The organism is Sporosarcina highlanderae (assembly GCF_030433715.1).
In the GTDB taxonomy this organism is placed as follows: domain Bacteria; phylum Bacillota; class Bacilli; order Bacillales_A; family Planococcaceae; genus Sporosarcina; species Sporosarcina highlanderae.
In genome coordinates this window covers 446511-465783 of sequence record NZ_JAROCC010000001.1, presented here as the reverse complement: position 1 = coordinate 465783, position 19273 = coordinate 446511, and the positions used below count along the sequence as shown (strand labels likewise).

Annotated in this window: 25 protein-coding genes; 12 read left to right on the top strand and 13 right to left on the bottom strand. The window is 42.7% G+C overall.

Annotation, left to right across the window (positions count from 1 at the left end; translation table 11 throughout):
- Positions 1–85: 85 nt before the first annotated feature.
- Positions 86–697, top strand: a complete 612-nt coding sequence (wrbA, locus tag P5G49_RS02220; protein ID WP_301241829.1) for an NAD(P)H:quinone oxidoreductase — start codon at positions 86–88, stop codon at positions 695–697.
- A gap of 53 nt (positions 698–750) precedes the next feature.
- Here the strand turns inward: wrbA and P5G49_RS02215 are convergent, their stop codons facing one another.
- Positions 751–1263, bottom strand: a complete 513-nt coding sequence (locus tag P5G49_RS02215; RefSeq protein WP_301241828.1) for a methylated-DNA--[protein]-cysteine S-methyltransferase — start codon at positions 1261–1263, stop codon at positions 751–753.
- A gap of 183 nt (positions 1264–1446) precedes the next feature.
- Between P5G49_RS02215 and P5G49_RS02210 the strand changes: the two genes are divergently transcribed.
- On the top strand, positions 1447–1992 hold the full coding sequence (locus tag P5G49_RS02210; protein WP_301241827.1) for a YusW family protein: 546 nt from the start codon (positions 1447–1449) through the stop codon (positions 1990–1992).
- Positions 1993–2089: 97 nt separating this feature from the next.
- On the opposite strand, the gene P5G49_RS02205 is transcribed toward P5G49_RS02210, so the two are convergent.
- The 4 genes from P5G49_RS02205 to P5G49_RS02190 form a co-directional block, all read right to left on the bottom strand.
- Complete coding sequence (locus P5G49_RS02205; protein ID WP_301241826.1) at positions 2090–3271, bottom strand: alpha/beta hydrolase family protein; 1182 nt, start codon at positions 3269–3271, stop codon at positions 2090–2092.
- Positions 3272–3507: 236 nt separating this feature from the next.
- Complete coding sequence (locus P5G49_RS02200) at positions 3508–3933, bottom strand: GatB/YqeY domain-containing protein (RefSeq protein WP_301241825.1); 426 nt, start codon at positions 3931–3933, stop codon at positions 3508–3510.
- Positions 3934–4100: 167 nt separating this feature from the next.
- Positions 4101–4598 (bottom strand): GyrI-like domain-containing protein, encoded by a 498-nt coding sequence (locus P5G49_RS02195; protein WP_301241824.1) that lies wholly within the window; start codon positions 4596–4598, stop codon positions 4101–4103.
- Positions 4599–4618: 20 nt separating this feature from the next.
- A complete protein-coding gene (locus tag P5G49_RS02190) occupies positions 4619–5005 on the bottom strand; it encodes a VOC family protein (protein ID WP_301241823.1) in 387 nt (128 codons plus the stop codon).
- A 174-nt stretch (positions 5006–5179) separates the two neighbouring features.
- Here P5G49_RS02190 and P5G49_RS02185 point away from each other — a divergent pair, with 174 nt between their 5' ends.
- On the top strand, positions 5180–5725 hold the full coding sequence (locus P5G49_RS02185; protein WP_301241822.1) for a hypothetical protein: 546 nt from the start codon (positions 5180–5182) through the stop codon (positions 5723–5725).
- A 42-nt stretch (positions 5726–5767) separates the two neighbouring features.
- Here the strand turns inward: P5G49_RS02185 and P5G49_RS02180 are convergent, their stop codons facing one another.
- Entirely contained in the window at positions 5768–6106 is a 339-nt protein-coding gene (locus tag P5G49_RS02180) for a zinc ribbon domain-containing protein YjdM (RefSeq protein ID WP_301241821.1), read from the bottom strand.
- Positions 6107–6563: 457 nt separating this feature from the next.
- Here P5G49_RS02180 and proS point away from each other — a divergent pair, with 457 nt between their 5' ends.
- Positions 6564–8000 carry a proline--tRNA ligase gene (gene proS, locus P5G49_RS02175; protein ID WP_301241820.1) on the top strand — a complete coding sequence of 479 codons (1437 nt, stop codon included), beginning with the start codon at positions 6564–6566 and terminating at the stop codon, positions 7998–8000.
- A 290-nt stretch (positions 8001–8290) separates the two neighbouring features.
- Here proS and P5G49_RS02170 read toward each other — a convergent pair whose 3' ends face one another.
- From P5G49_RS02170 to P5G49_RS02155, 4 genes are all read right to left on the bottom strand, one after another.
- Positions 8291–9484 carry an alanyl-tRNA editing protein gene (locus P5G49_RS02170; protein WP_301241819.1) on the bottom strand — a complete coding sequence of 398 codons (1194 nt, stop codon included), beginning with the start codon at positions 9482–9484 and terminating at the stop codon, positions 8291–8293.
- A gap of 65 nt (positions 9485–9549) precedes the next feature.
- Positions 9550–9909, bottom strand: coding sequence for a hypothetical protein (locus P5G49_RS02165; protein WP_301241818.1), 360 nt, complete (start codon positions 9907–9909; stop codon positions 9550–9552).
- A 130-nt stretch (positions 9910–10039) separates the two neighbouring features.
- Positions 10040–10774 (bottom strand): hypothetical protein, encoded by a 735-nt coding sequence (locus P5G49_RS02160; RefSeq protein ID WP_301241817.1) that lies wholly within the window; start codon positions 10772–10774, stop codon positions 10040–10042.
- Positions 10771–11307 (bottom strand): RNA polymerase sigma factor, encoded by a 537-nt coding sequence (locus tag P5G49_RS02155; protein WP_301241816.1) that lies wholly within the window; start codon positions 11305–11307, stop codon positions 10771–10773. Before P5G49_RS02155 ends, P5G49_RS02160 begins: the two co-directional genes overlap by 4 nt.
- A 174-nt stretch (positions 11308–11481) precedes the next feature.
- Between P5G49_RS02155 and P5G49_RS02150 the strand changes: the two genes are divergently transcribed.
- Genes P5G49_RS02150 through P5G49_RS02140 form a run of 3 tightly spaced genes read left to right on the top strand, consistent with a single transcriptional unit; the run spans position 11482 to position 13360 of the window.
- The gene (locus tag P5G49_RS02150) at positions 11482–11682 is read left to right on the top strand and encodes a PLD nuclease N-terminal domain-containing protein (protein WP_301241815.1); all 201 of its coding nucleotides are present in this window, start codon (positions 11482–11484) and stop codon (positions 11680–11682) included.
- Positions 11679–12581 (top strand): ABC transporter ATP-binding protein, encoded by a 903-nt coding sequence (locus tag P5G49_RS02145; protein WP_301241814.1) that lies wholly within the window; start codon positions 11679–11681, stop codon positions 12579–12581. The genes P5G49_RS02150 and P5G49_RS02145 overlap by 4 nt, the downstream gene beginning before the upstream one ends.
- A complete protein-coding gene (locus P5G49_RS02140) occupies positions 12578–13360 on the top strand; it encodes an ABC transporter permease (protein WP_301241813.1) in 783 nt (260 codons plus the stop codon). Before P5G49_RS02145 ends, P5G49_RS02140 begins: the two co-directional genes overlap by 4 nt.
- 98 nt (positions 13361–13458) lie before the next feature.
- On the opposite strand, the gene P5G49_RS02135 is transcribed toward P5G49_RS02140, so the two are convergent.
- On the bottom strand, positions 13459–13686 hold the full coding sequence (locus P5G49_RS02135) for a hypothetical protein (RefSeq protein ID WP_363322145.1): 228 nt from the start codon (positions 13684–13686) through the stop codon (positions 13459–13461).
- Positions 13687–13914: 228 nt separating this feature from the next.
- On the opposite strand from P5G49_RS02135, the gene P5G49_RS02130 reads away from it, so the two are divergent.
- From P5G49_RS02130 to tatC, 4 genes are read left to right on the top strand one after another with little or no spacing between them, the layout of a single operon-like run.
- Positions 13915–14670 carry a gluconate 2-dehydrogenase subunit 3 family protein gene (locus P5G49_RS02130; protein WP_301241812.1) on the top strand — a complete coding sequence of 252 codons (756 nt, stop codon included), beginning with the start codon at positions 13915–13917 and terminating at the stop codon, positions 14668–14670.
- A 14-nt stretch (positions 14671–14684) separates the two neighbouring features.
- Complete coding sequence (locus P5G49_RS02125; protein WP_301241811.1) at positions 14685–16397, top strand: GMC family oxidoreductase; 1713 nt, start codon at positions 14685–14687, stop codon at positions 16395–16397.
- A gap of 17 nt (positions 16398–16414) precedes the next feature.
- On the top strand, positions 16415–16612 hold the full coding sequence (gene tatA, locus P5G49_RS02120) for a twin-arginine translocase TatA/TatE family subunit (RefSeq protein WP_252501659.1): 198 nt from the start codon (positions 16415–16417) through the stop codon (positions 16610–16612).
- A gap of 12 nt (positions 16613–16624) precedes the next feature.
- Positions 16625–17491 (top strand): twin-arginine translocase subunit TatC, encoded by an 867-nt coding sequence (gene tatC, locus P5G49_RS02115; protein ID WP_301241810.1) that lies wholly within the window; start codon positions 16625–16627, stop codon positions 17489–17491.
- A gap of 48 nt (positions 17492–17539) precedes the next feature.
- On the opposite strand, the gene P5G49_RS02110 is transcribed toward tatC, so the two are convergent.
- Both P5G49_RS02110 and P5G49_RS02105 read right to left on the bottom strand, forming a co-directional pair.
- Complete coding sequence (locus tag P5G49_RS02110) at positions 17540–17731, bottom strand: hypothetical protein (RefSeq protein ID WP_301241809.1); 192 nt, start codon at positions 17729–17731, stop codon at positions 17540–17542.
- Between the two features lie 122 nt (positions 17732–17853).
- Entirely contained in the window at positions 17854–17988 is a 135-nt protein-coding gene (locus P5G49_RS02105; protein WP_301241808.1) for a hypothetical protein, read from the bottom strand.
- Positions 17989–18187: 199 nt separating this feature from the next.
- On the opposite strand from P5G49_RS02105, the gene P5G49_RS02100 reads away from it, so the two are divergent.
- Positions 18188–19237 (top strand): ATP synthase beta subunit C-terminal domain-containing protein, encoded by a 1050-nt coding sequence (locus P5G49_RS02100; protein WP_301241807.1) that lies wholly within the window; start codon positions 18188–18190, stop codon positions 19235–19237.
- Positions 19238–19273: the final 36 nt, after the last annotated feature.

Below are 19273 nucleotides of genomic sequence, written 5' to 3'. Positions count from 1 at the left end.
CCAAGAAAACAAAAATAATAGTTCAGCAGGTGAGGAAATGGGTTTCCTGTACAAATTATTTGGGAAAACAAAGGAGATGGATAAAATGACTAGTGTAAAAGTAGCCGTAATTTTTTATAGTATGGGTGGTACAAACTACCAATTAGCAAAATGGGCTGAAGCGGGAGCGAAAGAAGCGGGCGCAGAAGTTAAAGTGTTAAAAGTACAGGAATTAGCTCCACAATCTGTAATTGACAGTAACGAAGCTTGGAAAGCCACTGTTAACGCAACAAAGGATGTTCCAGTTGCAACATCAGAGGATCTTGAATGGGCAGATGCAATCATCTTCAGCGTACCTACACGATTTGGCAATATGCCATCTCAGATGAAGCAATTCCTCGATATTCAAGGTGGGCTTTGGGCGAGCGGCAAGACAGTGAACAAAGTGGTAAGTGCTATGACTTCTGCACAAAATCCACATGGCGGTCAGGAAGCAACATTGCTATCCCTTTACACTTCAATGATGCACTGGGGTGCAATCATTGCGGCTCCAGGTTACACCGATCCGGTCCTATTCGGGGCAGGCGGAAATCCATACGGGACAAGCGTAACAGTTGGCCAAGATGGAAAAATGATTGAAGATGTGCAAGCAGCTGTTAGGCACCAAGCGAAACGCACTGTGACAGTTGCAGAATGGGTTAAAGCAGGAAACAAATAAGAAAAACCCACTGCGGGGTCTTCACCTCTCAGTGGGTTATTTTATTTTTTCTTTTATTGCTCCAGAGCTAGCAATTGCTTTTTCATGTCCAAACCGCCTCTAAACCCGGTCAGGTTGCCGTTTTTCCCGATGACGCGATGGCATGGGACAGTGATCAGCAAAGGATTGGCTCCAATGGCGGTACCGACTGCACGAACCGACTTCGGTTTTTGAATCCTTGCGGCAATATCAGAATACGAAACCGTCTGGCCATAAGGTATTTCCTTCAAAGCCATCCAGACTGAGTGTTGAAACGGAGTGCCATGTAAATCCAATGGCATTGTGAACTCTTTTCGTTTTCCTTCCATATAGTCAATCAGTTCCTCTGCATAAGGTTCTAAAACAGAGCTGTCCTCCTCTAACCTATAGGCAGGAAGTCGTTTCTGAGTCCACGCGGCAAGTTCTTCAAATGGAGCATTATGTGGCCCGGCGTAGCAAAGCCCATCGATTGTCGCAGCCAAATATAGTTTCCATTGTCCATGATTCAATAGTGTCCAGTAAACGATACTCCCCTTATTTTGTTCCATTTCAATATCCTCCTCCCATCCTATTCCTTACGGTAATTATACCTTTAATTGAGTTATAAGGAACAGAGATTTGGGTAGAGGGATTGCATTATTGAAGCTTCCGCTCCACTATGTTTGAATTGTCAATTTTGATTAATATACTATGAATCGGGTAAGGAATAACATAGATTGGAGGTCATTTAAATGAAGAAAATCATTACATTATCTTTCGCCGGTGCGTTGTCGCTCATGTTGATTGGCTGTGGAATAGATGGCCAGAAAAAAGAACCTACCGTGAAAGATGAGACACCTGTGGTGAGTGAGAATGCAACGAGTGCTCAGGGTGAAGCAAAGTCCTCAGGGGCTGCAAAAACCGAGCAAAACAACGACACATCCAATCAGGAAGACATGCTACGGAGAATGGATGAACTTAACTATGCAGAATTTGAATTGGAAGTTGAATACGCAGGTGACATCGAATATGAAGTGGAACTTGAGAAGAAAAGCATAGGAACTGTTAAGGCCAAAATTGAAGATTCATTGAATCATGTCGAGAAAAATGGCACAGAGGCATTTGATGAATTGTATCCTCTCGTTCAAAAGTTGAATATCTCACAGCAGATGGACAAAGAAGAAGTAATTACGGAGGTATTGAAAACTTTCAATTTACCGACCGACTACACAAAGTTTGATCTGGAAATCACATTTAATGATGGGACGAAAATAGAATTCGAGGACAAGAACAAATAATAAGGCATTACATTTCATATTCACATTTTTTTGCAACAGCATAAATAGAAAAGCAAGCCTTTCGTCGTACGGAGAAGGCTCGCTTTTCTATTTACTTTTATTTCAAAAAACCTAAGATTTCATCCAGTAAACCTTTTGCCAAAGGAAGATTAGGGTCCATATAAGTCGCCATGTTCCCTTCCTGATCTTCAGGAGCTTCTTTGAGAATATGATTCATGTCTTGGATAATGGCAAGCTTTGAATCCTTTTTGCCATCATGAAGTCGTTCAGCATCAGTGACCGGTACTTGCACGTCTCTTGTTCCGTTTATTATCAATACGGGCGATGAAAGTTTTTGAAGCTCTTTCACAGGATCATATTTCAACCAAGATATCATGTAAGGTTGAACGGATGGACGGAAAAGAATTTGGAGCTCTGCACTGAATTTTTCCACCTGTTCGCCTTGCTTCAGTTTCAATAAAATATCATCTGCCTCTTTAAGCAAGTTTACAGGAAGCTGTGGTTCAAGCTGTTCAAGAAGGACTTGATCAATTGGTCTTCCAGCACCGGCGATGGAGATGAACGCATCTGCATCTGTTTTTGCTGCTGCTACCATTCCAATTAGTGAACCTTCACTATGGCCAATGATCCCGACCTTTGAAAAATGGCTATCATTTTTGGCGAATTGCACCCACGCAGCGGCGTCGTTGATAAAGTCATCGAATAGGATATCCTCTTCTTTTCCGGCTAAACTTTGGTTTTCACCAATTCCCCGTTTGTCATAACGAATACTCGCAACGCCCTCTGCTACAAGCTGTTCCGCAAGCATTTTCAGGCTATTGTTTTTACCGGGAATTAGAGGTGAATTGCCATTATGGTCTGTAGGTCCTGAGCCGGCAATAATCACCATAAGTGGGAAAGGTCCATCGCCTTTCGGCACTTCCAGTACGCCTGTCATCTTACCGTTCTTCAGGTCGATTTGTACAGCTTCTCCCGTATCCGCCGTCTCATCCAAACTTCCTTTTGTCAATTCGAACGGAAAAGATTGGCCTTGCTGGATGAAGGTACCTAAAATTTTATCCTGCTCTACATCACCCTCAAAAGTAATCTGCTGTCCAGGAAGCGTCATTTGAATGGCTAATTCAGAACCCTTTAATTCCACGCCTGTTAGCGGAAAGTTTTGCAACCCCTGTGAGGGAATACTGATTGTTCCATTTTCCTTCGTGAACGTCAGTGATACTAACAATGGTTGATTCGGAATATTGATGGTACCGTTCCATACCCCTTCAATTGATCCCAAAGAATCCAGCCCCTTTTCTTTTTTACTGCAACCGGCAACTAGTAAAATGGCACTTATAAGTAAACAAAAAGTTAGAGATATTCGTTTCATTTGGTCCTCCTTTAAATCAATTCTGTTATATAGATATTATAACAAAATGAAAGGATAAGTAAAGAATAAAGTGTTGGTACCAGTCCGCACTCCAAAAACAGAAAAAGCCCATCCATTATATTTTCTGGATAGGCTGTTTATACATATTAAATAAGGCTTTTTACTACCTTTGACATCGTTCCACCGTCAGTTTTTCCAGCAAGTAATGGCTTAGCGATTTTCATGGCGTCGCCCATGTTCATTCCCTTTGTAACTCCTGCTTCAGTTAATAGGGCCGCAACTTCTTCTTCGCTTAATTGTTTCGGCAAGAATGATCTAAGCAATACTAATTTCGCTTTTTCTTGTGCGATCAAATCTTCACGCTGTGCCTTTTCAGCACCTTCTAATGCTTGGTTTGTTTGTTTGATTTCGCGGTTTACAATTGCAATTTCCTCTTCTTTAGTCAACGCGGAGCCTTTTTCTTTTTCAGCAAGGTCAAGTGAAGACTTTAACAGTGTCAGTACCCCTTTTGAAAGAACATCTTTTTCTCTCATCGCTTGTTTCAATTGTTCGAACACAGTTGTTTTTAACATCTTTTGCCTCTCCTTTCGTAATTGGATAAATACATCCGTCCAATTGTTTTATTGGAAAAATTATAGAGGAGGCTACTCTGAAATGCAACTAATGGCCATAGAGCCAAGGATGGTTCGTGAAATCATTTAGGTGAAAATCATGAAAAAACTCGTTTGGAAAATAAATACTACTTTTCTTGAACCCTTTTTTCTATTGGAAGGCAAAGCTCCATTCTAATTTCGTTAGGGTCTAACTCCTCGTTGTCGTCAGAGTATACTTCCACTCCGTAATCGCCTGCAATTTGATAGTCCGACTGTCTTACCCAGTTATAAAGTGCACCATACAGATTGCCTGCCTCTCCATTTGGCCCTTCGTATGACGTTACTACATATAGTTGCTCAGGAAATTCAAAGCCTCTCATCCCCTCCGGTGGATTGGAGACATCATCCACTTCCACTCCAGCAATCCATGTAAAGGGATCGGTTTCTGGATTATAATTGGGTGGGTCGATAAAAATCCCGTAGCCAATTTTAGTATTGACCCGATTTTTGACTTCATGAACCCGATCATTGAAATCATCATGCAAGGTAGTGATCAATTTCTTTTTTCGTTCATCATGTAATAGGACGGATAAAGTCATCCCAATAACTTTGAATGCATCTTTTCTTTCCGTTCGAATGTCCATGTTCCATTTCCTTTCACTAGTTACTTAGACGGCCAACCACTCCAAATGTCAAGTTTATTTCCATCCGGATCATAAGCATAAAAATTAAGTCCACAGCTGCCATTATCCTCAATATCTGAAATATTCGCCCCACTTTCTTTCATTCGGAGATATAGGATATGAAAATCATTCACTTCAAGTGTAAGTGCGCTTTGCTCTGTACCGCTTACTTCCAAATAGTTGAGGGTTGTTGGCTTGGCGGTTTTTATTAGGAAAATAGAAGTACCTGAAGGAATTCGAAGTTGGGCTTGATTTTCGGTAATGGTCGCTGTTAATTCCAGCCCAAGGTTATCAATATACCATCGGGCCGTTACTTCCGTATTTGCCGAAGGAATATAAATGCAGTTGATTTCTTTTACACTCCCCAAATTGCATGCCTCCTTAATAGTAGTCTTTCATATAATTGTAAGCTATGATAGAATTTTTGCAATACTTTTAAATTAGCAGTGTAAATAGTTTTGCAGGTGTTCTTTTTGTTAAGAGTGTAATGCGATAAATTAAATGCGGGCTAAACATGAAGAGAAACTGGGGGAGGCGAAAAGTTGTATAACTATGAAGCACGGCATATATTCTTGGTCATTATGATCGTTATCCTAATAATGTCACCGCTCTTATTGCTGACCATGCCGACGTTTATTGCGTCAAATATGCATGGAATGCAAGGGTGGGTCGTATTTGTACCTGGCAAAGCTTATCTATTATATGCGTTTGGTTTCCTGTTTTTATTCGGATCAGCGTTTATCCTATTCATATTGGATCTTAGCAAAGTTGCTAAAATCAGTAGCATTGTAGCATTGCTAATAAGCGTAGCATTTTTTGTAAGCGCAGCTCAGAACTATACGTTGTTTGCGGATGATTCAATTGCCTTTAGGGAGTCGATTTGGACGGATCGTCAATCATATGCCTGGGATGAGGTAGAGATAGTAAAGTTCGACCTCTCGGTAACAAGCTTTCCAAAGTATGAATTTCGGTTTAAAGACGGCAAAGAAATTGCGCTTCAAGAAAATGGATACATCCGAGTATTTCGTTCTGGGATAGAAGGGAAATTGAAAGAACATCGTATTGAGTTTGTGAAAAAGTACTACTAAGACAAAAAAGACCGCTGAATAACAGTTTCAGCGGTCTTTCTATTAGATTTTCTTTACAAATTCCGATTTCAATTTCATTGCACCAAAACCGTCAATTTTGCAATCAATGTCATGATCACCGTCGACCAGCTTGATATTTTTAACTTTTGTTCCCTGTTTGACGACACTTGAGCTGCCTTTCACTTTAAGATCTTTGATGACAGTAATTGTATCGCCGTCACTAAGGACATTGCCGTTCGCATCCTTTATAACAGCCTCTTCTGATTCGGCCTCCTGAGATTCCAAAGTCCATTCATGTGCACATTCAGGGCAAACAAATAGGTTGCCATCTTCATACGTATATTCAGAATTACATTTTGGGCAATTTGGTAAATTTTCCATAACCTGATTCCTCCATCCAGTAGTTATACATATACTATAGCAGACATTCGGATTAATCCAAGGTCGTGGGGGAGTAAAGTCCCGAGACGGGCAAAACTTGTCGAAACTCGAGCATTTACAGCGGAAATCCGAGCAAAACGGAAGGGAACACCGAACGCATTTGTATATCCTTCATCTATTTGGTATATTATAAGCAATATGGAATCTATGAAGTGGCAAAGTAAATGGAAATTGTGAAACAGAAAGTGTAGCAACCTGTTGAGAGCTATACCACCGCTTTTCATTGAACCCTACCACGGAGAAGTCATGAAAACATGACCGGGTCGTTTTCGTTAGCAAACGTTCGAGGGCCTATTTTTTAGGCCGAATGAAGGTGGTACCACGTCTATCCAGCGCAAAGACGTCCTTATTTTTAGGGACAGCTTTGCGCTTTTTATTATTCAAGGAGGGAATTAAGATGAGTAATCAGAAAAACGATTTTTCAAAATGGTACATCGACACAATTCAGAAGGCGGATTTGATGGACTATACACCGGTTCGTGGATGTATCGCTTTTAAACCGGACGGCTATGAAATTTGGGAGCATATCCAAGCTGAAATGGACAGACGTTTTAAGGAGACGGGCCACCGCAATGCGTATTTCCCGATGTTGATCCCTGAGTCATTCTTCCAAAAAGAGAAGGATCATATAGAAGGGTTTTCACCAGAGCTGCCATGGGTAACGGAGGCTGCTGGCGAGAAGTTAGAAGAGCGTCTTGCACTACGTCCAACTTCCGAAACAATGATCGGTCATTTGTATTCAGATTGGGTGAAAAGTTACCGTGATCTTCCGGTGTTGATCAACCAATGGGCGAACGTTTTCCGTTGGGAGAAGAAGACATTGCCGTTCATACGTACGTCTGAGTTTTTATGGCAAGAAGGGCATACTGCTCATGCTGACGAGGAAGAGGCACGCGAAGAAACAATGCAAATGCTGAATATTTACAAGGAAGTCGTGGAGGAACTACTTGCGATTCCTGTTTACGATGGTCAAAAAACACCATCAGAACGTTTCGCAGGTGCGGTTGACACGTATTCAATCGAAGCGATGATGAAGGACGGAAAAGCTGTACAAGCGGGAACTTCCCACTACTTGGGCACTAAATTCGCAGAAGCGTTCGACATCAAGTATTTGACGAAGGAAAACCGTCATGAATTTGTCCATACGACTTCATGGGGAACGTCAACGCGCCTCATCGGTTCGGTCATCATGGTTCACGGAGACGAGCAAGGTCTTGTATTGCCTCCACGTATCGCACCGACACAAGTTGTGTTGATTCCTGTTGGTCCTTGGAAGAAGAACCCTGCAATCATGGAGAAGTTAGATGAAGTGTTTGCTGAATTGAAAGCAAGGGGTATCCGTGTACGCCTTGACGATTCCGACCAATCGCCTGGATTCAAATTCAACGAGTGGGAGTTAAAAGGCGTACCAGTTCGCGTTGAACTTGGACCACGTGATTTGGAGAACAATCAAGCGTTAATGAAGGCGCGCGATGAGGATGAAAAAGTGGCTGTTGATTTGTCGAATGTTGTTGAAAGCATTGAACAGGAATTGCAAACGATGCAAACTCGCCTGCTCGAAAAAGCACGCGCGTTCCGTGCTGAGCATTCCCATACACATATCGACGATCTTGAGGGATTGAAGAAGCATATTGCGGATTCAGCGGAAAAAGGTGAAATCCCTGGTTGGATCCTTGCTGGTTGGTGCGGCGATGATGCGTGCGAGGAGAATGTAAAAGAGGAAACGAAGTTCACGACGCGCAACATTCCATTCAATCCACCGGCTGAAAAGTCAACTTGCGTCAACTGTGGAAAAGAAGCGAAGCATACAGTCTGGTTTGCGAGAGCTTATTGATTTTATGAATGAATTAGGCTGCCATCCTGAGGGAGGCAGCCATTTTTTGTTGTCGTATTGTGTAATTTTATGGTCATTTCATAGCTAAGTGGTGATAAAGTGTTTTTTAGTGGTGATAAATTGCTTTTAAGCGGTGATAAAGTGAATCTAAGTGGTGATAAACTACGATTAAGTGGTGATAATTCCCGAGTCGGTGATAACCCTCCGAGAGTCGGTGATAACCCCCCGAGAGTCGGTGATAACGCCCAAAGAGTCGGTGATAACCATTTCACCCATCATCTCATCCGACATTACTCTCCCACAAACTCCACCATTTTCCCTAAAAACTCTTCACCAGCCATGCTCCGCTCGCCGCCGCCTTGCACAAACGCATCATTTCCGCCGCCTTTTCCATTAATCAGGGGCAGCACGGCTGAGGAAACTTCCTTCATGCTTGTCCAGACAGCTGCTCCACGGGCAGCAACAAATTGGAGTTTTTCCTCGTTTTCCGCGACAAGAAGAGCAATGATCGAATCGTCGTCAGTCACAAGCATACGCGCCAATTTTTGAAGTTCCTGGACGGTCCTATCCGAAAAAGCAGCTTTAATAATCCTTCCACTCCGGTTTGTAAGCAATGCATTCGATTCAAACTCCAACAAAGAGCCCTTTGCCTCCTCCAACGACTTCTCCAAAGAATGATTTGCAATTAAAAGCTTTTCAATTGCAACGGCAACACCATCCTCCGGCGCACTGAGCAGCCTCGAGGCTACGGACAACTCCTCATGTTTACGCTGTAGCTGTTGTAGAACCCGCCCTCCGCATACGAAATGTACACGAACTTGCCCTTTTTGCTTTTCCGTCGATAAAATTTTGATCAACCCGACTTGCCCGGTTGAACTAGGATGCGTCCCACCACAACCATTAAAATCGAAACCGGGTATGATGACGAGCCTGATTTCATCGGTAACCGTTAGTTGTTTTCTCAAAGAAAATTGGGCAAGTTCATCCTCCGTAGGATCCCACTTCGTTTCAATTGGGCGGTTTTCCAAAATGATATCATTCGCAAGCTTTTCAACTGCCTCCAACTGATCCGCCGAAACATTATCCACGTCCAAATCGATGGAAACTACACCTTTTCCTAAATGAAAACTAACCGTCGGGAAACCGAATAACTCAACAAACGCAGCAGTCAGAATATGTTGCCCGGCATGTTGTTGCATATGATCGAAGCGGCGCTCCCAGTTGAGTACCCCCTCAACAAAACCTTCGGAAGGAATGGCCACTTCAAGAAAGTGGCGGATTTCACCGTCAACTTCCTCTACGTCGAGTACATGTACTTCGTCAATCGTTCCCGTATCATGAGGTTGCCCTCCACCAGTCGGGTAAAAGGCGGTGTTATCTAGCACGATGTAAGGACGTCCTTTTTCATCTTCACCTCTATGTATAATCTTAGCTGTAAAATTCTTCAAATAAGCATCTTGATAATAAAACCGATCTTTTAACATGCCACTGTCTCCTCAACATTAATTTGTTTAAAAGTATTGTACACTAAAATGAAAAGGCTTCTCACTTATTTAAGTGAGAAGCTCCGGTCATTTTTTGGGTGTAGGGAAAGGACCCATTCTATGATAGCGTCATATTTTTCCTTCCATAAAATTCTTATCGCAAGTGTTAGCAAGAGTAGAATTATTAGCCCAATCAACGAACCCCAAAATACTATTCGGAAGAATAACAGCTCCTGCAGTCCCCCCATTGCTATCGAAATAGCAAAGCTACTTAACCAGATAATAGAAAAGACGGGAATCAACTGGATGAAAATATCATAATTCCTTTTCCTAAGTACCCCCATGATGAACGGGGTGATGAATGCTATCAGAATACTAAACGATAGTATAATTAACGTATCGAAAACTCTCATAAAAATATCCAATTTCATGCCTCCTTGCTATCTACTTTTTAGCTATACCCCTTCTTGCCAAGGAATATGCATGAATGAACATGAATCTTCATTTCTTCGACAAAAAAAGAGGGTGAGTATAGTTTCACCCTCTTCGTGAATTCTATTCGACAATTTCAAAGCTCTCTAACATATGCCGAAATCTGGCACCATGACCCTCGGCAGCCTCAAGGAAATATCTCTCCGTAATGACGTAGCTCCCATCTTTGCCGTTACTTATAACGTACACATCTACAACTTTACCGTCCCATTTCGATTCAGTGAGCCCGTGTAACCAGTAACCTTCGACTGGTTCCGACACAGTTTCAATCGCGCGTAATTTAGGGAAGTCCATCTTCAGTTCAGCCTCAATCTGTTTAACAAGTTCTTCCGGCTTGTCTTGAGGATATTGTTTGATCTCCATGCTTACTTCTGGATATTTTTCAGGTAGAGGTTCAATTGTCGTAATGATATCAGCTTCTGCACCTTTGACCATTTTATAGCGGGTTTGGTCGACATAAATGATGTACTCCGAATCTTTTCCTTCATTCAACTGAACTTTGGTCGGTTCATCCTGCCCCTCAATGCTTTGGATAATCTCTTTTTCAGGTGCGAACATATCCTTAATGCCTTTAATCAGTGCGAGTCCAGGGTCTGTTTGCAAAGTGAAAGCAAGTACAAGAGCCGCTGCGGCAATGATGACTGCAGGTATCCATCGTTTTTTTCGTTTCATCTTCGTTCTCCTTCGTTCAAATAATTCTTGGTTGATTTCATTCCAAATCTCATCCTTTAAATCAGTAACGTCCTTATCAGTCCGCTTAGCCAAGTCGTTCTTTATACGTTCATCGAATTTGCTCATTTGGATTCTTCCTCCTCTTCATCAGGTTGCAGTTGTTCGCGTAATTTTTTTCTTCCTATAAATAATCGCGATTTGACTGTGTTTTGATTCAACCCTAAGATGTCCGCAATCTCTTTTTCTGAAAATCCTTTGACATATTTCAAGATAAGAGGAATACGATGAATGTCATCCATTGATTGGATTACATCGTATAGATCGGATAAATAGTCGAAGGACTCCTCTGTCAGGGAAGGGTTAGTCTCGGGATCGGGTAATTCAAATTTTGAAAGGGGGGAATCCTTTTTCAATAGACGAAGGCATTCGTTTGTCAATATACGATAAAACCATGGGTCGAATGGCAAGTTTGGGTTATAGTTGTTGATTTGCCGATACACACGTATGAAAGTTTCCTGCACAGCATCCTTTGCCATTTCGCGGTTGCGTGTGATGGCGGAGGCTGTTCGGATTGCCGCATCTGCATAGGCATTGTAAAATTGCCGGAAGGCGGCTTGGTCACCGGCACGTATTTGTTCAATCCACTGGTCAGGCGACATGTGGCATACTCCTCTCAGAACAACAGAACTTGTTGCTCTTACTATATATACCCTAAGATTGCCCGAAAAGTTTTCAGGACAAAAAAAATATGAGGTAAGATTAAATTTGTTATATACACATTAGAACAAGGGTGTTATACTGGGTATATAACAAAGGGAAAGGTAGTGTCTTGTATGTCAGAGTTTGCAAATATACCTTGGAATCTCATATTACCAATTCTTGTACTTCAACTAATCCTTATGGCGGTTGCGCTTACTGACCTTATTCGACGTAAGCAAACAAATGGGCCATTTATCATGTGGATATTCATCATCCTGCTTGGTAACTTGATAGGTTCGATTATTTACTTCATATTTGGGAGGCGACATGAATGACACAGTTGCTGTTAGTGAATAATCTTACAAAAGTATATGGGAATCATAAAGTTGCAGATTCGATATCCTTTGAGCTTGAACAGGGAACAATAACAGCTTTAATCGGACCGAATGGAGCGGGGAAGACGACGACTTTGTCGATGCTTGCCGGTCTTGTCACACCATCGGACGGGTCAATTTTATTCCAAAATCAACCGAAGGCTGATATCCGTGCATCAATTGGTTTTCTTCCACAATATCCGAAATTCTTTCCGTGGCTCACGGCACTTGAATTCACGGAAATGGCGGCGCGATTGAGTGGCATCGAAGCTAAGAAAGCATTGGAAGATGCAAAGAAAACACTAGAATTTGTCGGCCTTGGAAATGCAATGAAAAAGAGGACGGGGACGTTTTCGGGAGGTATGAAGCAACGCCTTGGTCTGGCACAGGCGATTGTTCATAAACCAAAGTTGCTTTTGTTAGATGAACCGGTGTCGGCGCTTGACCCAGTGGGACGCAGGCAAGTGATGAATCTATTGAAAGAATTGCAGCAGGAGACAACAATACTTTACTCCACTCATATTTTAAACGATGCAGAGGAAATGACGGATCAGCTATTGTTTTTAAGAAAAGGTGCACTTGTAGAGAATGGATCCTTAGATTCCGTCAGGGAAAAATATGCCAACCCGCGTATTCTCATTGAATTCGAATCGGATGAAGAAGTAGATAGATTCATAACAATGTCCCCTTGGGCGTTCAGTAGAGAAAAAAGATTATTGGTTATCGATGCCGAAAAGGAAAAGGTCCGTATTTCGGATGCTTTAACATTGCTTACGACCGAAAACTTCTTAATCCGTAAATTGGAATTGCAGACTGCAAGTCTTGAAGAGATTTTCATGAAAGTGGTGATGGAAGAATGAAAGGTTTAAGCGTGTTGTTGCAGAAGGAATGGCGTGAGAACGCACGTAATTTTAAATTGTATTGGATTCCGATCGTCTTTGTCATTTTTGGAATTATAGAGCCTGTCACGAACCACTTTCTACCTGAAATCATGAAAAGTGTCGGGAATCTGCCGGAAGGGTCAGAGTTTACATGGCCGCAATTTCGGGGGGAAGATATTTTTGTTTCATTAATGGGGCAATACCAACTGATTGGGATCCTAATTATCGTCCTTGCGTTCATGGGTTCCATTTCAGGTGAACGTAAGAGCGGAACGGCAACGCTTTTATATGTGCGCCCAATGTCTTTTGGAAGCTACTTTTTAAGCAAATGGATTGTCGTCAATGGAATCATTTTGGGCAGTGTATGGTTAGGCTTCTTTGCGGCATGGTATTACATTAATATTCTTTTCAATCCGGTGGCGGCAGGGGATGTTTTTGCATTTTTAGCGACATATAGCTTGTGGATCATTTTCGCTGTAACGGTCGTTCTTTCATTTAGCGCATGGATGCCGACAGGCGGCACAGCGGGCTTGTCTATATTGGTATTGATAGTCCTACAAGTAATTGATAGCGTTATTGGCGCCTTTTGGACAGTATCGCCATGGAAGGTCGCAACGTATGCCTCAATGATGTTCTCGTCCATTACAAATCAGTCAGGTTTTTGGATGAGCATCGGACTAACTTTTGTCCTTATTGTTGTGCTGATACTATTTGGCATTAATATGGCGAAACGGAATGCTGCAAAAACCACGGTATAAAATCATCATTTTCGACATTTCCTAGGGAATATCGACAGGAAACGATGAAGTAAAAAGCAGTGCCTCACTCACAGTACTATGAGTGAGGCACTGCTTTTTCACTTGTATTTTTCCTCACTGGAAGAGTTGCTTTTCGTCTCATGGTGGTGTTTCTCTTCATGCTCTTCCATTTTTAAATCTTCCAATGGAATCGGGTCGACTGTCTGCATGTCTTTATGCATATCATAGATACTTTCCTTATCCGTTCGTAAATTCTCGGGGTTGTCCATGAAACTTCCTTTGGCATCTTTTCGATCCTCTGAAGTAAAAGGCCTCTTTTTATTCAACAGAATGCACTTCCTTTCATTCATGGTTTCCTTTATATATTCACGTTAATAAAAGAAGCTAAACATATTTGTTTTCTAAAGATAGAAAGGGAGGTGCAATAATCTACCGCCCTTTATCGTTTAAATAAAGAGTAATTTACCTTACATTGGATAATTTATGCTCAACTTGTATGAAACCTATAAGAAAACGGACATGTTAGATGGTACATACAGGAAGGAGGAAACAAGATGGCTGATGATCAAAAAGGTTTGTCGAGACGCGATTTCCTCAAAACGACAGGAATCGCCACTGGAGCTTTGGTAGGGGGAGGGTTGATAGGAGGTCTTGTTGGCTACAACGTCAATAAAGGCGGCGGTGTACAAACAAAGAGCGGGACACAGAATGCGAAGAATACTGATGTAACTTCAGTCAAAGGTTTGATGTTCTTTACGAATCATGCTGATTTCAATGTACTTTCCCAGGCGGTTGAGCGGATTTTTCCGGAGGATGATCTCGGGCCTGGAGCTATCGGTCTTGGTGTACCCTATTTTATAGACAACCAATTGGCCGGAAATTACGGTAGCAATGCACGCGAGTATATGCAAGGTCCTTTTTTCGCGGGAGAAGCGACGCAAGGCTACCAGAGTAGGCTGACGCGTGCTGAAATGTTCAGACAAGGGATTGCCAAGATGGAAGAAGAGGCGCAGAAACGCTATAAGAAATCATTTGTCGATTTGGATGGTGGTCAAATGGATGAGATTCTCACTTCATTCCAAAAAAATGAAGTGGATATGAAAGGTGTTTCTTCGGAATTCTTTTTCCGAGTCCTACGGCAAGCGACTTTGGAAGGTGCCTATGCCGATCCGATTTACAATGGAAATAACAATATGGACGCCTGGAGGATGAAAGGATTCCCCGGACATCAGATGGCGTATATCAATTTAATTGAAGAAGAGAAGTTTCAAAAGATCGAACCTAAATCAATCAGTACGATGCAGCACTGACGGAGGTATGACAAGTGGCTAAAACATTGGATAAGGTAAATGTAGTGACAGTGGGAGTCGGTTGGATGGGAGGAATCATTGCAGCCGAATGCGCGAAGGCGGGAATGAAAGTACGCGGTCTGGAAAGAGGAAAACCGCGTGGCACTGCCGATTATCAAATGATACATGATGAATATCGGTATGCGATCCGTTATGAGCTGATGCAGGATTTGTCAAAGGAGACGATTACGTTTCGCAATCATCGCAAAATGCGTGCACTACCGATGCGACAATTGGGTTCATTTCTTCTTGGTGAGAATCTTGGTGGATCGGGAACGCATTGGAATGGACATACGTTCCGCTTTTTGCCATACGATTTTCAGATTAAGACAATGACCGAGCAAAAGTACGGGAAAAACAAACTATCATCAGATTACTTACTACAAGATTGGGGAGTAACATACGACGAGTTGGAGCCGTACTTCGATAAATTTGAAAAGACGACGGGCATATCGGGAGAAAATACAAATCCTTTCGCGGGTAAACGTTCAAATGATTTTCCTACACCACCGATGAAGAGAACCCCGATTCTGAAAAAATTTGAAACAGCTGCTTCATCAATGGGCTACCATCCGTACATGCTACCATCAGCCAATTTGTCCCAAGCATACGAAAACCCGGATGGCGAAGCAATTAACGCGTGTCAGTACTGTGGATTTTGTGAACGGTTCGGCTGTGAGTATGGCGCGAAAACGTCACCTGAAATTACTGTCGTACCGACAGCGATGAAAACAGGGAATTTCGATGTGACATTCCACGCCAACGTCGTTGAAGTCCTGAAGTCCGGAAATAAAGTGACTGGCGTGAGGTATGTCGATACACAGTCCGGTGAAGAATTCATCCAACCTGCAGATGTTGTCGTTCTGACAAGCTACGTGATGAATAACGCAAAATTGCTCATGGTCTCCAATATTGGGGAACAGTATAATCCCGATACAGGAAGAGGAACTTTGGGCAAGAATTATGGATATCAAATTTTGCCGGGAGTGACCGGATTCTTCGATGAGCAGATGAATGTATTCATGGGGGCAGGCGCGTTAGGCATGACAATCGACGATTTTAATGGAGACAGTTTTGACCATTCCGATCTCGATTTCATTCACGGGGCGAGTATTTCAATTACGCAAACCGGATACAGGCCGATTCAGACAAACCCGGTTCCGCCAGATGTCCCAGCTTGGGGGCCGGAATTCAAGAAGGCGTCCATTGAAAATTACACACGGATGTTATCGATTGGCGGCCAAGGAGCATCCATGCCACATAAAGAAAACTTCATGTCGCTTGACCCGGATTATCGAGATGCTTACGGCGTGCCGCTATTGCAGCTGACATACAATTTCACTGAGCAGGACAGGAATATGCATAAATACCTTACTGACCGGATTGCGGAAATTATGAAAGAAATGGGTGCAAAAACGGTAGTGCCAGGAAATCCGATCTCTGATTATGACATAGTTCCTTACCAAACGACACATAATACGGGTGGAACAATTATGGGAGCCGATCCCGCCAATAGTGTCGTCAACCCATATTTGCAACATTGGGATGCGGAGAATCTGTTCGTCGTCGGAGCGGGGAACTTCCCTCATAATGGCGGCTATAACCCTACAGGCACAATCGGGGCATTGGCATATCGCGCTGCAGAAGCCATTCAGAAATACAGCAAAACGGGAGGCTCTCTCGTTTAAGAAAAGGAGAGAATGCTATGAGTTTAGCGAGTATTGGTGTACCGGGGTTAATAATCATCTTAGTTATTGTTCTCATTCTTTTTGGACCACGTAAGTTACCGGAAGTTGGTTCCGCAGTAGGCAAGACGTTGGCGGAGTTTAAAAAGTCAGCACGTGACATTTTGGATGAGGATGAAGTTAAAAAGGAACTGCCGAATAAGACGGATCATTCATAAGTAGGTGAAGACATGGATCCTTATGGTGATCATCATCGGAAATTCTTAAGTCCGTTAGATAAAAAGGATTTAACGAAAAAAAATGAGTTTGTAGGAGAGGGAGAAACAGCGACCGTGATTGTGACTGATGTGGGGACTGCAAAAGAGGTTACCTCAGTGAAAGCAGATGATCCAATCGCAGACCCTCCGTTAGTCGAGCACTTGACCGATCTGCGCAAACAGCTTATAAAAAGTGCGGTCATATTCATCGCTTTCTTTATCGGTGTATTCGCGACAATCAATCTCTGGTTCCCAGTTGTGACAAGAGGCCACGAATTAATTGTCCTTGGACCGATGGAAGTCGTCGTCTTTTACATGTCCATCTCAACAGCATTGGCATTTGGATTATCACTTCCTTTCCTTTGCCACTTTTTATGGCAATTCGTAAAACCGGGACTGAATACGAAGGAACAGCAGTTTCTCAGCCTCTATTCGCCGGTCATGTTTTTCCTGTTCCTTGTCGGATTGGCGTTCGGCTACTTCGTAGTCAATCCGCTAAGCTACGGCTTCCTCGTCTCATTGGGGGCGGTCAACTTCAAGGTGATGGTGTCAGCTCAGGAATACGCAAAGTTCCTGCTTATGACGACAATGCCGATTGGACTCCTGTTCGAGTTGCCGATTGTTGCCATGTTTTTAGCGGCAATCGGAGTGTTGACGGGCGACACCCTGCGCAAAGTGCGGAAGTGGTCCTATTTGACCTTGGCCATCGTCTCGGCATTGATCACTCCTCCCGACTTCGTTAGCCAATTGATTGTACTTGTACCGATGATGTTGCTGTACGAGGCGAGCATTTACATTGTTCTATACATGGAGAGGCGCAATGTTGCCGTCAACGAATGAAAAAGAGAGGACGCATTCACGCGCGCCCTCTCTTTTTTATTGAGAGGATTAGCTGAAAAGTCCACCCAATAATCCTTTGTTTCGACCAGTGGAAGTGGTAGTGCGGGAGCTTTTCTCGCCTCTCATCGGAGTGGATCCAAAAGAATCGAATTGCTTCGATAACTTATCCCGTGCATCCTTGTTTCTCATTAAATACGCTGCACCTAAACCAAGAGCTGCCAATGCCATTCTCTTCTTCATCATCGTAACCTCCTATTATTCTACTTAAAATAAACTTTCCCGCTTTGGCAGACTCTAAACGTCATAAAAACGGCACCCGTTAAGGATGCCGAATTTCACGTGATTCCGTTAGCATTTATGAATCAAGATGATCCATTTTTTGAGGTGAATGGTTCTGCGAGAGATTCAAACTGTTTCATCAGCTTTTCCCGGGCACTTTTGTTTCGCATCAGATATGCTGCTCCAATGCCTAATGCCGCTACCGCCATTTTCTTCATAAAAACGCCACCTTCCTCACGTAAATTTGAATCAATGTTAAGATGCCCTACTTCTTAAAAGTTATCCGGATTATTTTTATATTTATTTCAGACAACTAGTGGAACTTTATTGTTTTGAAAAATAAATTACGCTTTGAAGTAACTATTTGTTGCGTTGGTGCGTAATATAAATTACTATGGGAGGTAAGGAGGTGTGGGAATGGAAAAAGACAATCTTAGACTGAATGTTTCATTATTGAGAAGAAGAGTGCCCAATTTAACAAGTGCCGCTAAAGCAGTTGGTCTACGGCCTGCAACGGTTTCGAATTTGTGTACTGGGAAAATTTCAGTTGGTAAATCAGAAGTGAGGACACTTGTTGCGCTGGCGGATTTAGCGGAATGTAGTTTGGATGAATTGATAATCCGGGGGGAGAAGATTGAAATGATCGAGACGAAAATTAAAACGTTGGATTTATTTGCACCGTTAGCAAAAGGGGGAACGGTCGGATTGGTTGCGCGGAAAAACATGGGTCAGCTTGTGGTATTGAGTGAAATGTTTTACCGCTTGAAGACGGAAGGTTATACAACAATATTGTTAATGCCGGAGGGTGACTTCCCAGAGCTACAAGACGTTTTGGGGAATGTGGATATTACAACACAATCCATTGATGAAACCTACGAAAAAATTAGCGCACTTGGAACAGAAAAAGAAATTGCTTTTGCAGCGGATAAGGGTCATGTTGTTACTGGGGGAATCTACGAACTGCAAGGACGACTGCAACAAATTGGAATGGAATCGGTCACGACATTCCTCTTGGATTTGACAGGGGAAGTGATGGATGAGGAAATGCCATACGGACCACTTGAAACACTATGGCAATTTGATGCGGATTTATCCGCAAGGTACCGCTTTCCAGCAGTAAATCCAGTATCATCAACTTCTTCCGTTTTAGAAGGAGCCCATATGGATCAAAATCATTTCTTTATTCAACAAAGAGCCCAAAAGCTGCTGCGCCGTTACCGTGAGTTGCGTTCACTTGTAAATGTACGAGGCGAGGAAAATCTACCGTCATCCGAACTGCAAACCTTTAAACGAGGCGAACGTTTGGAAGCCTATTTAACACAACCGTTTTACGTGGCGGAAGAATACACGGGTCAGAAGGGTGAGTCGGTCAGCCTCCAAGATACATTGAAGGATGTTCAGGCAATTTTGGACGGCTCATATGACTCGCAAGACGTAGAGCGCTTAAATTATGTAGGAAAGCTCTGACATTATTGAAGTGGAGTTAACATTCAGATAAAGTGA

Bases quoted from the DNA above. Each gene is read 5' to 3' on its own strand.
- wrbA (WP_301241829.1), top strand. From the start codon at position 86: ATGACTAGTGTAAAAGTAGCCGTAATTTTTTATAGTATGGGTGGTACA.
- P5G49_RS02215 (WP_301241828.1), bottom strand. From the start codon at position 1,263: ATGGAACAAAATAAGGGGAGTATCGTTTACTGGACACTATTGAATCAT.
- P5G49_RS02210 (WP_301241827.1), top strand. From the start codon at position 1,447: ATGAAGAAAATCATTACATTATCTTTCGCCGGTGCGTTGTCGCTCATG.
- P5G49_RS02200 (WP_301241825.1), bottom strand. From the start codon at position 3,933: ATGTTAAAAACAACTGTGTTCGAACAATTGAAACAAGCGATGAGAGAA.
- P5G49_RS02195 (WP_301241824.1), bottom strand. From the start codon at position 4,598: ATGGACATTCGAACGGAAAGAAAAGATGCATTCAAAGTTATTGGGATG.
- P5G49_RS02180 (WP_301241821.1), bottom strand. From the start codon at position 6,106: ATGGAAAATTTACCAAATTGCCCAAAATGTAATTCTGAATATACGTAT.
- proS (WP_301241820.1), top strand. From the start codon at position 6,564: ATGAGTAATCAGAAAAACGATTTTTCAAAATGGTACATCGACACAATT.
- P5G49_RS02170 (WP_301241819.1), bottom strand. From the start codon at position 9,484: ATGTTAAAAGATCGGTTTTATTATCAAGATGCTTATTTGAAGAATTTT.
- P5G49_RS02160 (WP_301241817.1), bottom strand. From the start codon at position 10,774: ATGAGCAAATTCGATGAACGTATAAAGAACGACTTGGCTAAGCGGACT.
- P5G49_RS02155 (WP_301241816.1), bottom strand. From the start codon at position 11,307: ATGTCGCCTGACCAGTGGATTGAACAAATACGTGCCGGTGACCAAGCC.
- P5G49_RS02150 (WP_301241815.1), top strand. From the start codon at position 11,482: ATGTCAGAGTTTGCAAATATACCTTGGAATCTCATATTACCAATTCTT.
- P5G49_RS02145 (WP_301241814.1), top strand. From the start codon at position 11,679: ATGACACAGTTGCTGTTAGTGAATAATCTTACAAAAGTATATGGGAAT.
- P5G49_RS02140 (WP_301241813.1), top strand. From the start codon at position 12,578: ATGAAAGGTTTAAGCGTGTTGTTGCAGAAGGAATGGCGTGAGAACGCA.
- P5G49_RS02130 (WP_301241812.1), top strand. From the start codon at position 13,915: ATGGCTGATGATCAAAAAGGTTTGTCGAGACGCGATTTCCTCAAAACG.
- tatA (WP_252501659.1), top strand. From the start codon at position 16,415: ATGAGTTTAGCGAGTATTGGTGTACCGGGGTTAATAATCATCTTAGTT.
- tatC (WP_301241810.1), top strand. From the start codon at position 16,625: ATGGATCCTTATGGTGATCATCATCGGAAATTCTTAAGTCCGTTAGAT.
- P5G49_RS02110 (WP_301241809.1), bottom strand. From the start codon at position 17,731: ATGAAGAAGAGAATGGCATTGGCAGCTCTTGGTTTAGGTGCAGCGTAT.
- P5G49_RS02105 (WP_301241808.1), bottom strand. From the start codon at position 17,988: ATGAAGAAAATGGCGGTAGCGGCATTAGGCATTGGAGCAGCATATCTG.
- P5G49_RS02100 (WP_301241807.1), top strand. From the start codon at position 18,188: ATGGAAAAAGACAATCTTAGACTGAATGTTTCATTATTGAGAAGAAGA.